The organism is Saccharopolyspora thermophila (genome assembly GCF_014646075.1).
In the GTDB taxonomy this organism is placed as follows: Bacteria; Actinomycetota; Actinomycetes; order Mycobacteriales; family Pseudonocardiaceae; genus Saccharopolyspora; species Saccharopolyspora thermophila.
Genome location: NZ_BMMT01000010.1, coordinates 91,844 through 104,254, shown reverse-complemented (window position 1 = coordinate 104,254; position 12,411 = coordinate 91,844). Strand labels below are relative to the sequence as shown.

Below are 12,411 nucleotides of genomic sequence, written 5' to 3'. Positions count from 1 at the left end.
GGAGTTCTCCCGGTGGCGCAACCGGGCATCCGGTATCCCGGTTCACCCGACCAGGGTCTTCTTCAGCGCGGCCAGGCCGTCGGTGTAGATGCCGTGGAACAGGGCGATCACCTCGTCATCGCTTGTTCCAACCGGCGTGAAGGTGCCGGACCACTCCACGCGGCTCTGCGTGTCCGACACCTCGTGCACGGTGATGGTGGCGCGGTAGCCGGTGACAGGGAACGGAGCCTGGAGGATGGAGTAGGTGTAGGTGCGCGCGTCGTTGTCGAACGCTTCGAGACGCTCGACGATGACCTCGCCCTGCTCGTTGGTCAGGCTGCGGACGCGTCCGCCCTCGCTGAGCTCGCTGGTGGGGATGTAGGGCAGCCAGTCGGGCAACGAGCCGAAGCCCCCGATGAGCTGCCAGACGCGGTCTGCGGACACCGGGATGTCGATGGACGTGGTCGTCGATGCCATGGTTTTCCTCCTCGACAGGTGTAGGGATCAGGCGTGGGGAACCGGGGCGTCCGGCGCGGTCAGCCCTTCGGCGCGTAGAGCCGACCAGACGGCCGCCGGGACGGACTCGGTGAGCGCGGCGACGGCCGGGTGGGCTGGCAGGACGGTTCTGATGGACATGTGCAGATCCTTGCTTTTCGAGATTCGACGGAGAGTTTCTTCGTGCGCTGTCTGCGCGTTTCCGTCGGTTGACAGGTTCGGGAGTGTCGTCCTACATGGACTCGCTCCACGGGTCAGGCGCTTCGGTTGGTGAGCACCGGCTCGGGAGTGGAGGGGAAGTGCGGCAGCACTTCGTGTGCCAGTTCGTGGATCACCTCGTCGACCGGGCGATCCCCGGGGCGGAGGTTGAAGGAGACGTGCGCGACGCCGAGCTCCCCCATCGCGCGCAGCTGCTCGATGAGGGCCCGCCGGCCGGCCCGGATGCCCAGGCGGAGCGGGGTGGCGGGGGTGTCGGGTTCCGCGACGAGATCGAGCTGCATCGGAGTGAGATACGGCTTCGGGCTCGACGCGGTGAGTCGCTGCCATTCGCTGATCTTGATGCGCAGCGCGTCCAGCTGGCGCGGATAGTTCAGCGAGGCGTCCGCGTTCTCGGCGATCCACTCCATCGACTGCTGCGCGTGACCGGCGATGGCGATCGGAATGGTCGAACCGGTCGGCTTGGGCAGCACGTCGAGCTTGCGGTCGGCGGTCAACCCGTGCTCGGGGAGCTCGATTCCCTCGCCTGAGGAATGCCGTGCCCAGGCCGCGCGGAGGATCGTCACGCCCTCGCGGAAAGCGGCGCCGCGCGCGTGGAAGTCCAGGCCGAACAAGGGATATTCGACCGGACGGTCACCACTGGCCAGGCCGAGCACGAAACGTCCTCCGGACAACACGTCCACCGTGGCGGCGGCCTTGGCGACCAGCCAGGGTTGGCGCAGGGGCAGCACGACCGCACCGGTGCCGAGCACGGCGCGTTGGGTGATCGCCGCCAGGTGGCCAAGGTGCGTGAAGGTCTCGAAGACCGAACCCGCGTCGCCGAACTGAACCGGGTCGTAGAACGGAACGTCTCGGACCCACAGGGCGGCGAAGCCGAGGTCGTCCGCGAGCCTGGCCAGGCGGGCGTGTGCGGTGAGGTCGGGGACCCCGAAGGGGCGGCCGGCCGCCCGGTCGGCGCGCAGTCGGGTCTCGCCCCAGTCGTTGTCCAGCGGGAGCTCAAGACCGAGCGTCGGCAGACCGGTCGGGCTGACGAGGCGGTCCAGCGCGGTGCGTTCAAAAGGCATTGTGGTGGCGACCTTTCGAGGGCATGGCGAGGAGAGGTCGCACGGGTCGAGCGACCTCCACCCGTGCGACCTGCGGTCAGTTGAGGGTGTCGGGGTGGGGGCCGGTGCGCAGACCGCGGTCGAGCCCGGCGATCGCGTTCATCTCGTCGTCGGAGAGGGTGAAGTCGAAGACGTCGATGTTCTCGCGGATGCGGGACGGGGTGACCGACTTTGGGATCACGATGTTGCCCAGCTGCAGGTGCCAGCGGATGACCACCTGGGCGGGCGACTTGCCGTGCCGTTCGGCGATCTCGGTCACCGCCTGGTCGCGCAGCACCGCGCCCTGGGCCAGCGGGCTCCATGCCTCGGTTGCGATTCCGTGCTCGGCGTGCAGGGCGCGCAGCTCACGCTGCTGTAGACCGGGGTGCAGCTCGATCTGGTTGACCACCGGGACGAGCGAGCTGTTGTCAAGCAGGCGGCGCAGGTGCGCGGGCTGGAAGTTCGACACACCAGCGGCGCGGACCCGCCCGTCCTTCACCAGCTGCTCGATGGCCTTCCAGGTATCCAGGTACCGGTCGCGCGCCGGGGTGGGCCAGTGGATCAGGTACATGTCCACGTGGTCCAGCCCGAGCAGGTCCAGGCTGCGGTCGAATGCCTTGAGGGTCGTGTCGTAGCCCTGGTCCTCGTTCCACAGCTTCGTGGTGATGAACAGCTCGTCGCGGGCGATGCCCGACTCGGCGATGGCGCGGCCGACTCCGGCCTCGTTGCCGTAGATCGCGGCGGTGTCGATGGAGCGGTAACCGGCCTGCAGGGCAGCCGAGACCGCGGCGGTGGTCTCCGCGTCCGGCACCTGGAAGACACCGAAGCCGAGCTGCGGGATGGTGACGCCGTTGTTGAGTGTGATGGTGGGAACCATGATTCTCCTTGTGATCGTTGCGGATGGGGATTCCGGAGCGGGAGCTGGTCTCAGCGGGCAGGCTCCGGCTCGGCGTGCCTGGGTGCGGCGCCGGTGGCGGTGGCCCGGCTGCGGCGGTCGAGGTAGGCCGCGAGGAAGGACAGCAGCAGGGCGGTGCCGGCGAGGATGGCGCCGACCCAGTTGGGCGAGGTGTAGCCGAACCCGGCGTCGATGACGACACCGCCGAGCCAGGCGGCGAGAGCGTTACCGAGGTTGAAGGCGCCGATGTTGGCGGCGGAGGCCAGGGTCGGGGCGGCTGATGCCTGGTCGAGGATCCACTTCTGCAGCGGCGGCACGGTGGCGAAGCCCAGGGCGCCAATGGCGGTCAGGGTGATCGCGGAGAGGACCTGGCTGTGGGCGGTGACGGTGAACAGCAGCAGGACGGCTGCGAGGGCGGCGAGCGTGGTGAACAGCATGGGCATCAGGGCCTTGTCGGCGTACTTGCCGCCGAGCAGGTTGCCCAGGAACATCCCGATGCCGAACAGCACCAGCAGCCAGGTCACGCCGCTTTCGGGGAAGCCCGCAACGTCGGTCATCATCGGTGCGATGTAGGTGATCGCGGCGAACACGCCGCCGTAGCCCAGGACCGTCATCGCCATCGCGAGCCAGACCTGCACGTTGCGGAACGCGGTGAACTCGGTGCGGATCCTCGCGGCTTCGGGCCTGCCCTGCTCTGGGACGAGCATGGCGACACCGAGAAACCCGATCACGCCGAGCAGGGCGACGATGGTGAAGGTGACCCGCCAGCCGAAGGCCTGTCCGATGTAGGTGCCGCCGGGGACGCCGATGATGTTGGCGACGGTCAGGCCCATGAACATCAGCGAGATGGCCGAGGCTTTCTTCTCGGGGGTGACCAGGCTGGCGGCGACCACGGAGCCGATGCCGAAGAACGCGCCGTGGGCGAACGAGGTGATGATCCGCCCGATGAGCATGATGCTGAAGGTGGGGGCGGCGGCGGAGAGCGCGTTGCCCGCGATGAACACGCCCATCAGGAACAGCAGCATCTTCTTGCGGGACACCTTGGTGCCCAGGACGGTGAGGATCGGGGCGCCGATGAGAACGCCGAGTGCGTAGCCGGACACCAGCCACCCCGCGGTGGGGATGCTGACGCCGTACTCGCCGGCGACCTGGGGGAGCACGCCCATGATCACGAACTCGGTGGTGCCGATCCCGAGGGCGCCGATGGCAAGCGCCAGGAGCGCGAGGGGCATGTGCGAGCCTTCCTGTCTGACTGCGTCTGAGTCTTACAGGCGTCGACAATAGTTGCACACGCTAGTTAATTCAAATTTCGCGTAGTGTGACGTACGGGATAGTTGCACACGCCTCATATGTGTGCGTGCTTGTAGTATCGTCGTGGTAAGTCAACCGGCAGGGGGTGCCCGTGGGAATCACCGACGATGCCGTCGAGGTGCGCGCCCGCGGATGGCGCACGCTCGCCGCGTTGCATGGGATGCTCGACACCGCGCTGGAGAAGGCGCTCCAGGCCGACCATGACCTGTCGGTCGTTGAGTACATGGTTCTCGACGCGCTCAGCCGCCAGGACGGCTGGCACATGCGCATGCAGCAGCTCGCCCGTGCCACGGCGCTCAGCGGCAGTGCGACGACGCGACTGGTCAACCGGCTGGAGGATCGCGAGCTGCTGACCCGTGTTCTCTGCAAAGGGGACCGGCGAGGGATCTACACCGAGCTCACCGAGGCAGGCCGAGCTCTCCTGGAGCGAGCGCGTCCGACGTACGACGCGACGTTGGAAGCGGCACTCACCGCCGCGGGACGGACTCCGGAACTCGCGCCGCTGGTCGAGGCGCTGCACGGGCTGTCGCAGGCCCCACCGCTGCAACGCTGAGGTGCCGCCGGCCGGCGGGCGGGGCAGGACCCGCCGGCCGGCACGTGTCATGCGGATGTGGACTTCGCGCCCTGCACGATGTTGAGCGCTTCGATCAGGTGCCCGCGGAACCGCTCGTAGTTCTCGCTCATCGGGAAGTGCCCGATCTCCGGCATCTCGATGAAGGTACCGTTCTTGATCTGGGCGGCCGTTCGCGCGCTGTCGGCGGGCGTGGTGAGGTAGTCGTACTCACCGGTGAGCATCACGACAGGACACTGGTCGCCGTCGATCTCGCCGAGCTTGCCCCGCAGGTCGTGGTCGACCGAGTAGAAGTACAGGTCGCCCTTGAACGACTCGGATCCCTGCGAGTAGTAGAACCAGGTCTTCCAGCGGTCGGCCTCAGGTGACTGCGGTGCCATCAGGTCCCACACGCCGCTGGCGCAGACCTGCGCGGCGTTGGCGTGCGGGTGCTGCCACCAGTCGAGATAGAAGCCGGGGGAGTAGTCGGCGCCTTCGACCGAGAGCACACCGGCGAAGCGGTCCGGGCGCCGCAGCGCCAGCTGCAGCGCGATGTTGCCGCCGAACGACGAACCCATGAAGATCGGGTCCTCGAGTTCGAGGGCGTCGCACAGGGCGACGATGAAGTTGGCGTAGTGGTCGGCGGTGAGCCTGTACTCCTCCTTCCACCACTCGACGTTCTCCGGCGGGTCGGACTTGCCGTGGCGGGGCAGGTCGTAGGCGATCACGCGGTACTTGGCGGTGATCTCCTCGTCCTCCAGCAGGCCGCGCCACTGGTGGTTGTGGCAGCCCGCGGTGTGCTGGCAGACCAGCGGCTGCCCGGTGCCGTTCTCGAGGTAGAACACCTTGTACTTCAGGCCGTCCACCTCGATGGTGACGTAGTGGCCGGTCACAGGCGAAATGTTGCTCATGCCGATGTCCTTCCTCAGACGGGGGAGCCGATGGTGCGCAGCAGCTCGATCTGCCGGGTGATGCAGCGCAGGTTCTGCATGAGGACGAGGACATCGCCCTCCAGTTTCATGTCGCGCCGGAAGGTCGCCGACCAGATGCCGTGGCACATCGGCGGCGGCACCGGCTCGCCGAAGCCACGCCACGTCTCGACGCCCGCACGGATCGCGAACTGGTACGGCACCTCCAGCGGACCGGGATCGACAGCGACGTCCACGACGCGTCCGGACTCGACCTTCACCACGAACTGGTGCTCGGTGGCGTCGAGCAGGTACGAGCAGGTGAAGTACTTGCCGTGGGCCTGGATCTCCGGGTCGTTGTTGCTGGCGGAGGCGAACGCCTCGGCCCACGACGCCGCTGTCGATGGGGAGCGGGTAACCGCAGCCATCGTCGGCTCCTCTCTGAGCGGGAACAGATGCGACCGTCGTCACTGCGACGGCTACCGTTGATACGACTACGCAACGTGGCTGGGAGTCCAATACCTGTTGCCCACCGTTCGATAGCCCAGAAGAATTGGTCGCCTGCTCGGGCGGCACCTATCATCCCGGCGTGGCGGAACTTCCGGAGCTACGCGTGCTACGCTATTTTGTCGCCGTTGCCGAGGAGCTGCACTTCGGGCGGGCGGCCGCACGACTGCACATCAGTCAGCCGTCGCTGAGCGTGCAGATCCGAAAGTTGGAGCACATGCTCGGCGCCCGTCTGTTGGAGCGCACGAGTCGCAGCGTCGAGCTGACCCCGGCCGGCCTGGTGCTGCTCGCCGAGGCCCGCCGCCTGCTGGTCAGCGCCGAACGCCTCACGTTGGCCACCCGCGAGGCGGCCAACGGTCACCGGGGCTCGCTGATCGTCGGCTTCCAGAGCAACGCCGCCGCCGAGCTCACCCCGAAGATCCTCGCGGCGTTCCAGACCCGTTACCCGCACGTGCAGGTCGAAATGCGCTCGCACGACTTCAGCGACCCGTACGTGGGGCTGGCCAACGGCAGCGTCGACGTCGCCTTCGTCCGCCCACCCGTGCTCATGCAGAGCTGGCTTTCGGTGGAAACGCTCTTCGTCGAGCCGCGGGTGCTCGTCGCGTCGAGCGAGTCGCCGCTCGCCGAGTGCGAGAAGCTGACCGTTGAGGACGTGGTGCACGAGCCGTTCGTCGGCCGCCGGGCTCCCGAGTACTGGCGGGACTTCTGGCTCGCGTCGGAGTGCCGCGGCCCGTACCCGGTGCGTCTGGGCGCCGAGGTCACCAGCGTCGACGAGTGCTTCGAGGCCATCCTGTCCGGCCGTGGTGTCGCCTTCACGCAGGCGTCGACCCAGCGGTTCTACGGACGCCCTGGCCTGTCGTTCGTCCCGGTCGAAGACCTGCCGCCGTCCCCGCTGGCCATCGCGTGGCGCAACGACATGGACGCCCAACCCGTCCACGACTTCGTCGAGACCGCCCGCCTGCTGGCCAGTCTGGACATCGTCCCCTCGGCATCCCCGGCAGGCGTCGACCAGCTCCTCCGGGATACTCGGTCGCCGACGGGTAGTCACGCGTCCTAGCGGGGCGGTCTGGGGCAGCAGGTGCGCACCGGCTTCAGCTGTCGTTGAGCCCGCTCTGCGGTGGTGCATCTGCCGAGTATTGCGGACCTCACTATAGCCGCGTTTGCAAGTATCACGCGAATGCAACTATTGTTGACGCCCGTGAGGCGCTCGCGCAGTGCTGCTCTGCAGCTCCAAGGATGCTCGTTATGCCGCTCGCGCTGCTGGCCCTGGCCATCAGGGCATCTGGAATCGGCAGCACGGAATTCATGAGCATGCGGCTGCCACCCCAGGTCGGCGCGAGTCTCGGCGTGCCGATGGCCTCGACGGCCAACATCGGCGCCTCCAACCTGGGCAACGCCCTGGCCACGTGACGCGGTGGCCTGATGATCGCCGCCGGCCTCGGCTACCCCGCGCCCAACGCCGTCACAGCGCCGCTCCCGCCGCCGAGGGAGCTGTCCGCTCCGGAACCCCGTACGTGTCCCCTCCAGTACAAGGAGATTTCCCATGAATACCACCGCGGTGGCCCCGCTGACCGCTGCTGACGCGGAAGCCCTCATCCTCGCCGCGCGCCGCGCTGCGGACCAGGCGGGCGTCCCGGTCAGCATCAGCGTCCTCGACGCCGGCGGACACCTGCTGGCGTTCCGCCGTGATGAGCGCGCTCTGCTCATCTCCGGTGAAACCAGCACCGCCAAGGCGTACACCGCTCTGCAGCTGAACGCGCCGACGGCCGACCTGGCCGATCTGGTCAAGCCGGAGGGCCCCTTCCACTCCCTGCCCACCGCGTTGCACAAGCCGCTGCTGTTCATCGCCGGCGGTGTGCCGATCCACCGCGACGGACAGCTCATCGGCGCCCTCGGCATCGGTGGTGGCGCTCCCGAGCAGGACCACTCCTTCGCCCAGACCGCCCTCCAAGCTCTCTGATCGACCTCGTACCCGGGGCTGGGGTGGGTCGGCACCCACCGGCCACTCCCGCTCCGTTCTCCTGTCAGGCAGCAAAAAAAGAAAGGATCTCCGATGAAGGCGATCGTCCTCGACGAGTACGGCGGGCCGGACGCGCTCCGGCTGACCGACCTCCCGGAACCGAAGGTGGCGCCGGGCGAGGTGCTGATCCGGGTGAAGGCCGCCGGTGTCAACCCGGTGGACTGGAAGCTCGGGGAGGGAAACCTCGACGGCTTCATGGAAACCCACTTTCCGCTGATCCCGGGCTGGGACGTGGCCGGGGTGGTCGAGCGGGTGGGCTTCGACGTCACGGAGTACGCGCCCGGCGATGAGGTGTTCGGCTACATCCGCAAGGATGCCGTCCAGCTCGGTGGCTACGCCGAACTGGTCTCCGCGCACGTGCGCATGCTGGCCCGCAAGCCTGCCGCGCTGTCCTGGGAGCAGGCCGCGGGCGTTCCCCTCGCCGGGCTGACGGCCTACCAGGCGATCAAGCGGGTCGGCGTCGGCTCCGGCGACACCGTCCTGGTGCACGCCGCGGCGGGTGGCGTCGGCTCGTTCGGCGTCCAGATCGCCGTGGCACGTGGTGCCCGCGTGATCGGCACGGCGAGCGAGCGCAACCACGACTTCGTGCGGCAGCTGGGCGCGGAGCCGGTGACCTACGGCGCCGGGCTCGCCGACCGGGTGGCCGAGCTGGCCCCCGGAGGCATCGACGCAGCGCTGGACTTCGTCGGCGGAGACGCGGTGGAGGTGTCGCTGCGCGTCCTCGACAAGCCGGAACGGCTCGCCTCCATCGCCAACCCGGAGGCCGGGGCCAAGGGCGCCCACTACGTGTGGGTCCGCCCCAACTCGGCAGACCTCGCCGACCTCGCCGACCTGGCCGACCGCGGTGAGCTGACCGTGCACGTGGACAAGGTGCTCCCGCTCGAGGAAGCAGCCGAGGCATGGCGTCTGAGCCGCGGCGGGCACACCCGCGGCAAGCTCGTGCTCTCCGTGAGTTGAGGCACCGAAAGTGGTTTCTGCCACCGGAACCACGTGATCAGGCCGGTCGGACACGAGTCGTGTCAGCGCGGGCCGGTGGACGAGGTGGAACTCGCCCACCGGCCCGCGGCCTGGTCAGGGCAGGATCGAGTCGACGAAGCCGCCGCTTGTTTACACGGACTACTCCGCGCCGGTTGTGGCCGAGGCCAGCGGTGAGGCGAGGTAGCCGACCATGGTGGCGATCTCCACGGATTAACCCGTATTGACCGCCTCGGATGGGCCTGCGCGTCACGTATGGGCCCGGCCTGGCGTCGTTACTCTCTTCCTTGAACCCCGACGGCTCCTACCCCATACCGGAAGGCTGGTAACCAACGACGGATCTCGGGCTGCATGGCCAGCAGGTCACCACGCAGACCTTCGACTACACCGTGTCCTTCCAGACCAGCGGCGGGTACGAACTGCGCATCGAGAACGACTACACCCTCCACACGCCGCACGGCTCCTGGAACTTCTCCCCAGAACCGTCCAATGCGGACTCCCAGGAACTGGCAGCGTTGGCGGATCAACGCATCGAACACGCGGCTGTCTCCAGCGACGGCACGCTGACGGTGACGTTTGCCACCGGCAGCGAACTACACGTGCAGGCGAGCCCGTCCTATGAAGCCTGGACGGTCGCCGGACCTCGCGGAATGAAGGTGGTCTGCATGCCTGGCGGCGAACTCGCCACCTGGAAGGCCACCGACACCTGACTCGTCGAATCCCGATGAAACGGGGATTCAGTGGATCGTGCCGGTCTCGACTGCTGCGCTGCATCAGCCAGGCTTCCTCACAGCTCAGCAGGCAACTACGGGGTCTCCACGTTGAGATAGTCGACTGCCTTGTGCAGGTTGGCCAGGATAGTGTGAAAACTGCCCCTTCCGTTGTTAAGGGGCCGCATCCGGTCGTGTACGGTCGGCGGGCCATCAATACCGACCTGCACGCTGGATACACGCTGAGCTGCGAGTTCTCGGCAAGTTGCCTCATCCAGCAGAAACCCGTTGGTAATGATACTGGCGTCATAGCGCACTTCTGCCTCATCGCAGCGGAGGATGAAGGCGTCCGAAAGCTGGAGAAGTGATCCCTTTCCCACAAGAGGCTCTCCGCCGAACCATGTGACATCGAACGACTCGATATGCGGAAGCTGTGCGTCGAGAACCTTGAGGACGTGCGCCGCTACCTCGCGTCGAGTACTGAAGGATGCTTCTCCTCGAAGCAGTAGGGGCACGAAAAGTTGCATCCCAGGCTGGTCGCCACAGTCAGCGCGAAATGCCGGTTGGTGTTTCGGCGATGATCTCCTCCGTATTGGGAGAGGTCCTTGATCTGCCGGTCGCAATCCTCGGATTAATGAAGCCAGCTAGCGGACATGTCGTCCTCTATGATGTGCCAGCGAGACGAATCCAGTACAGAGAGCGAGTGGGACGTCTCAGAGCTGTCGCCGAGAAGTCTTCTGTTGCATGCGCCTCCCTCGAAGTGTGTGGCAATGCCTTCTGGTCTCCGGTCCGGACGCTAGCAGTGTTCCCGCGATCCGCGCGACAACGACAGGACGACCTCGCCGCATCGGTGGAACGGTGACGCGAACAAGGCATCGGTGACCGACGGTCAGCAAAGTCGCGCAGTTGAATCACTGTCGATGATTCACTGCACTAGCTTGACGCCCTGAGAACGTACTGGCAGCTCAACCCAGAGCCCTCTTCTCGCGAAGGACAGTCGTGACGCTGATCGACATCTTCAACGACCGCTACGAGCCCATCGGCACCGAGGACAAGAAGGAGGCCCACCGTCGAGGATCCTGGCATCGGACGTTCTCCGCGCTCGCCGTCCACCCGAGGAACCGGCTGGTCTTCCTGCAGAAGAAGGCCCCGGTCCGGTACTCCTTCGACAGGCCCGACAACGCCGACATCACCGTCGGCGGCCACTACCACGCCGGCGAATCGATCCCCGACGGCGTGCGCGAGGTCCACGAGGAAATCGGCCTGGAGACCTCCTACGCCGAGCTGCACTCCCTCGGCCTACGACAGACCGCGATCACCCTCGCCCCCGACTACATCGAACGCGAGTTCCAGCACTGGCACCTCCTGCCCCTCCAGGGCGACTTGGAGGACATCCCTTTCGCCGACGCGGAGGTCACCGGGCTCGTCGGTATCGACCTCGACGACGCGATCCGACTCGCCGAGGGCACCACCACGACGATCCCCGCCCGGTATGCCACTCGCACCGATTCGAACGTGTCGTATGCCGAAGGCAGGCTGACTCGCGACGAGCTCGTGCCGAACTACCTCGGCCTCGATCAGCTTTATCTGCGGCTGTTCGTCGCGGCTGACCGGTTCGGCGCTGGTCAGCGGCGCCACTTGTTCTGGTAACCCCTCTGGAGGAACCTGCGATGCGCATCGCGATCATGGTCGGCACGCGGCCGGAAGGTATCGAACTCACCACCACCGAACACGTTGATCTCGAACTGGTGGCGCAGGTCGGCCATCGAGGACTCCTCGAAGATGCCCTCGATGCCGTAGCCGGCGTTGGCCACGAGCATCTCGATCGGTTTCAACGCGGCTTCGGCGGTGCCCACAGTCGGCTCGATCCGGTCCTCGTCGGTCAGGTCGAGGATGAAGGCCCAGGCGGGTTCGGCGTCCAGGGACGGCTGCGTGCTGTGCGGCGGACTCGTGTCTCGGTGATGGGGTTGTCCGTACGAGGACCACCCACGCGAAGTCCGCGCGCACTCCGCCCGTTCGGCTCCTGCGTTCGCGGTCTGGCCGAAGAACACCCCTGGCGAACGTCTACCCGACGGCTTGGTCATCGACAAGCGGCACAGCCGCATCACGGTCTCCTGGCCCACGGCGGCGTCCGCCGAAGGCCAGAATTTTCCCGCGGGTCATCCCTCACGCTGCGCCTGATCGGCATCGACGACTTCCCGGTCACCGCCAAGCGGCAGGCTGCCCGAGACCTGACCGCCGCCGCTGCCGTCGGCGCCCTGCGCGTCGACGTCGCCCAGCGCTTCCCCCTGGAGCAGATCGCCGACTCCCACGAACGAGTCGTTGGCCGGGGGAGAGGACGCGTGCTGATACCATTCCGCGCTGAGTGAATTCTCCTGCTCCACAACAGAAGAGAGATGACCTCCATGAACGACACGCGCACAGCCGCCGAGGTTTTCGCAGACCACGGCAAGGCGTTCGCAGCCGAGGACCTCGACGCGCTGGTGGCGAACTTCGCCGACAATGCGGTGATCATCACTCCCGCCGGTGTGAAGCGCGGCAAGGAAGGCGCCCGCGAGAACTTCGTCTAGCTGTTCACCGACCTGCCGCAGGCGCAGTGGGACATGAAGATTACCGAACTCGCCGGTGACATCGTCTTCCTGGAGTGGGAAGCGACGTCGTCGAAGAACAAAGCCACGCACGGCGTCGACACCTTCGTCATCCGCGACGGGCTCATCCAGGCCCAGACCGTGCGCTACGACCTGACTCCCAAGCCCTGAGCTT

General features: G+C 66.9%; 19 protein-coding genes. 9 read left to right on the top strand and 10 right to left on the bottom strand.

Going from position 1 to position 12,411, the window contains the following annotated elements:
• Positions 1-42: 42 nt before the first annotated feature.
• From IEY17_RS15365 to IEY17_RS15350, 5 genes are all read right to left on the bottom strand, one after another.
• Positions 43-456 carry an SRPBCC family protein gene (locus tag IEY17_RS15365; RefSeq protein ID WP_188988243.1) on the bottom strand — a complete coding sequence of 138 codons (414 nt, stop codon included), beginning with the start codon at positions 454-456 and terminating at the stop codon, positions 43-45.
• A 27-nt stretch (positions 457-483) separates the two neighbouring features.
• Positions 484-615, bottom strand: a complete 132-nt coding sequence (locus IEY17_RS25835; RefSeq protein ID WP_268240354.1) for a hypothetical protein — start codon at positions 613-615, stop codon at positions 484-486.
• A gap of 113 nt (positions 616-728) precedes the next feature.
• On the bottom strand, positions 729-1,754 hold the full coding sequence (locus IEY17_RS15360) for a TIGR03571 family LLM class oxidoreductase (protein WP_188988242.1): 1,026 nt from the start codon (positions 1,752-1,754) through the stop codon (positions 729-731).
• A 76-nt stretch (positions 1,755-1,830) separates the two neighbouring features.
• On the bottom strand, positions 1,831-2,649 hold the full coding sequence (locus IEY17_RS15355) for an aldo/keto reductase (protein ID WP_188988240.1): 819 nt from the start codon (positions 2,647-2,649) through the stop codon (positions 1,831-1,833).
• Positions 2,650-2,699: 50 nt separating this feature from the next.
• Positions 2,700-3,899, bottom strand: a complete 1,200-nt coding sequence (locus IEY17_RS15350; protein ID WP_188988238.1) for an MFS transporter — start codon at positions 3,897-3,899, stop codon at positions 2,700-2,702.
• A 170-nt stretch (positions 3,900-4,069) separates the two neighbouring features.
• On the opposite strand from IEY17_RS15350, the gene IEY17_RS15345 reads away from it, so the two are divergent.
• Positions 4,070-4,531, top strand: coding sequence for a MarR family winged helix-turn-helix transcriptional regulator (locus IEY17_RS15345; RefSeq protein ID WP_188988236.1), 462 nt, complete (start codon positions 4,070-4,072; stop codon positions 4,529-4,531).
• 47 nt (positions 4,532-4,578) lie between these two features.
• Here IEY17_RS15345 and IEY17_RS15340 read toward each other — a convergent pair whose 3' ends face one another.
• Both IEY17_RS15340 and IEY17_RS15335 read right to left on the bottom strand, forming a co-directional pair.
• Complete coding sequence (locus IEY17_RS15340; RefSeq protein WP_188988234.1) at positions 4,579-5,439, bottom strand: alpha/beta fold hydrolase; 861 nt, start codon at positions 5,437-5,439, stop codon at positions 4,579-4,581.
• A gap of 14 nt (positions 5,440-5,453) precedes the next feature.
• Complete coding sequence (locus tag IEY17_RS15335; RefSeq protein ID WP_188988232.1) at positions 5,454-5,864, bottom strand: hypothetical protein; 411 nt, start codon at positions 5,862-5,864, stop codon at positions 5,454-5,456.
• Between the two features lie 161 nt (positions 5,865-6,025).
• On the opposite strand from IEY17_RS15335, the gene IEY17_RS15330 reads away from it, so the two are divergent.
• The 5 genes from IEY17_RS15330 to IEY17_RS15310 all read left to right on the top strand — a co-directional run bounded on the left by IEY17_RS15330 (position 6,026) and on the right by IEY17_RS15310 (position 9,648).
• Complete coding sequence (locus IEY17_RS15330; RefSeq protein WP_188988230.1) at positions 6,026-7,000, top strand: LysR family transcriptional regulator; 975 nt, start codon at positions 6,026-6,028, stop codon at positions 6,998-7,000.
• A 179-nt stretch (positions 7,001-7,179) separates the two neighbouring features.
• On the top strand, positions 7,180-7,353 hold the full coding sequence (locus IEY17_RS15325) for a hypothetical protein (protein ID WP_188988227.1): 174 nt from the start codon (positions 7,180-7,182) through the stop codon (positions 7,351-7,353).
• A gap of 133 nt (positions 7,354-7,486) precedes the next feature.
• Entirely contained in the window at positions 7,487-7,903 is a 417-nt protein-coding gene (locus tag IEY17_RS15320; RefSeq protein WP_188988225.1) for a GlcG/HbpS family heme-binding protein, read from the top strand.
• Between the two features lie 93 nt (positions 7,904-7,996).
• On the top strand, positions 7,997-8,920 hold the full coding sequence (locus tag IEY17_RS15315; protein ID WP_188988223.1) for an NADP-dependent oxidoreductase: 924 nt from the start codon (positions 7,997-7,999) through the stop codon (positions 8,918-8,920).
• Between the two features lie 365 nt (positions 8,921-9,285).
• Positions 9,286-9,648 carry a DUF6188 family protein gene (locus IEY17_RS15310; protein ID WP_268240360.1) on the top strand — a complete coding sequence of 121 codons (363 nt, stop codon included), beginning with the start codon at positions 9,286-9,288 and terminating at the stop codon, positions 9,646-9,648.
• Between the two features lie 95 nt (positions 9,649-9,743).
• Here IEY17_RS15310 and IEY17_RS15305 read toward each other — a convergent pair whose 3' ends face one another.
• A complete protein-coding gene (locus IEY17_RS15305; protein ID WP_188988220.1) occupies positions 9,744-10,175 on the bottom strand; it encodes a radical SAM protein in 432 nt (143 codons plus the stop codon).
• A 472-nt stretch (positions 10,176-10,647) separates the two neighbouring features.
• On the opposite strand from IEY17_RS15305, the gene IEY17_RS15300 reads away from it, so the two are divergent.
• Complete coding sequence (locus IEY17_RS15300; protein WP_188988218.1) at positions 10,648-11,298, top strand: NUDIX hydrolase; 651 nt, start codon at positions 10,648-10,650, stop codon at positions 11,296-11,298.
• On the opposite strand, the gene IEY17_RS15295 is transcribed toward IEY17_RS15300, so the two are convergent.
• On the bottom strand, positions 11,274-11,771 hold the full coding sequence (locus IEY17_RS15295) for an SDR family NAD(P)-dependent oxidoreductase (protein ID WP_229680187.1): 498 nt from the start codon (positions 11,769-11,771) through the stop codon (positions 11,274-11,276). The genes IEY17_RS15300 and IEY17_RS15295 overlap by 25 nt on opposite strands.
• Before the next feature lie 36 nt (positions 11,772-11,807).
• Positions 11,808-12,032: a hypothetical protein gene (locus IEY17_RS15290; protein ID WP_188988216.1), complete on the bottom strand. Its 225-nt coding sequence runs from the start codon at positions 12,030-12,032 to the stop codon at positions 11,808-11,810.
• A gap of 21 nt (positions 12,033-12,053) precedes the next feature.
• Here IEY17_RS15290 and IEY17_RS25460 point away from each other — a divergent pair, with 21 nt between their 5' ends.
• Both IEY17_RS25460 and IEY17_RS25455 read left to right on the top strand, forming a co-directional pair.
• Positions 12,054-12,218, top strand: a complete 165-nt coding sequence (locus tag IEY17_RS25460; RefSeq protein ID WP_229680186.1) for a nuclear transport factor 2-like protein — start codon at positions 12,054-12,056, stop codon at positions 12,216-12,218.
• A 33-nt stretch (positions 12,219-12,251) separates the two neighbouring features.
• Complete coding sequence (locus IEY17_RS25455; RefSeq protein ID WP_229680185.1) at positions 12,252-12,407, top strand: hypothetical protein; 156 nt, start codon at positions 12,252-12,254, stop codon at positions 12,405-12,407.
• The last annotated feature ends 4 nt before the right edge of the window (positions 12,408-12,411 follow it).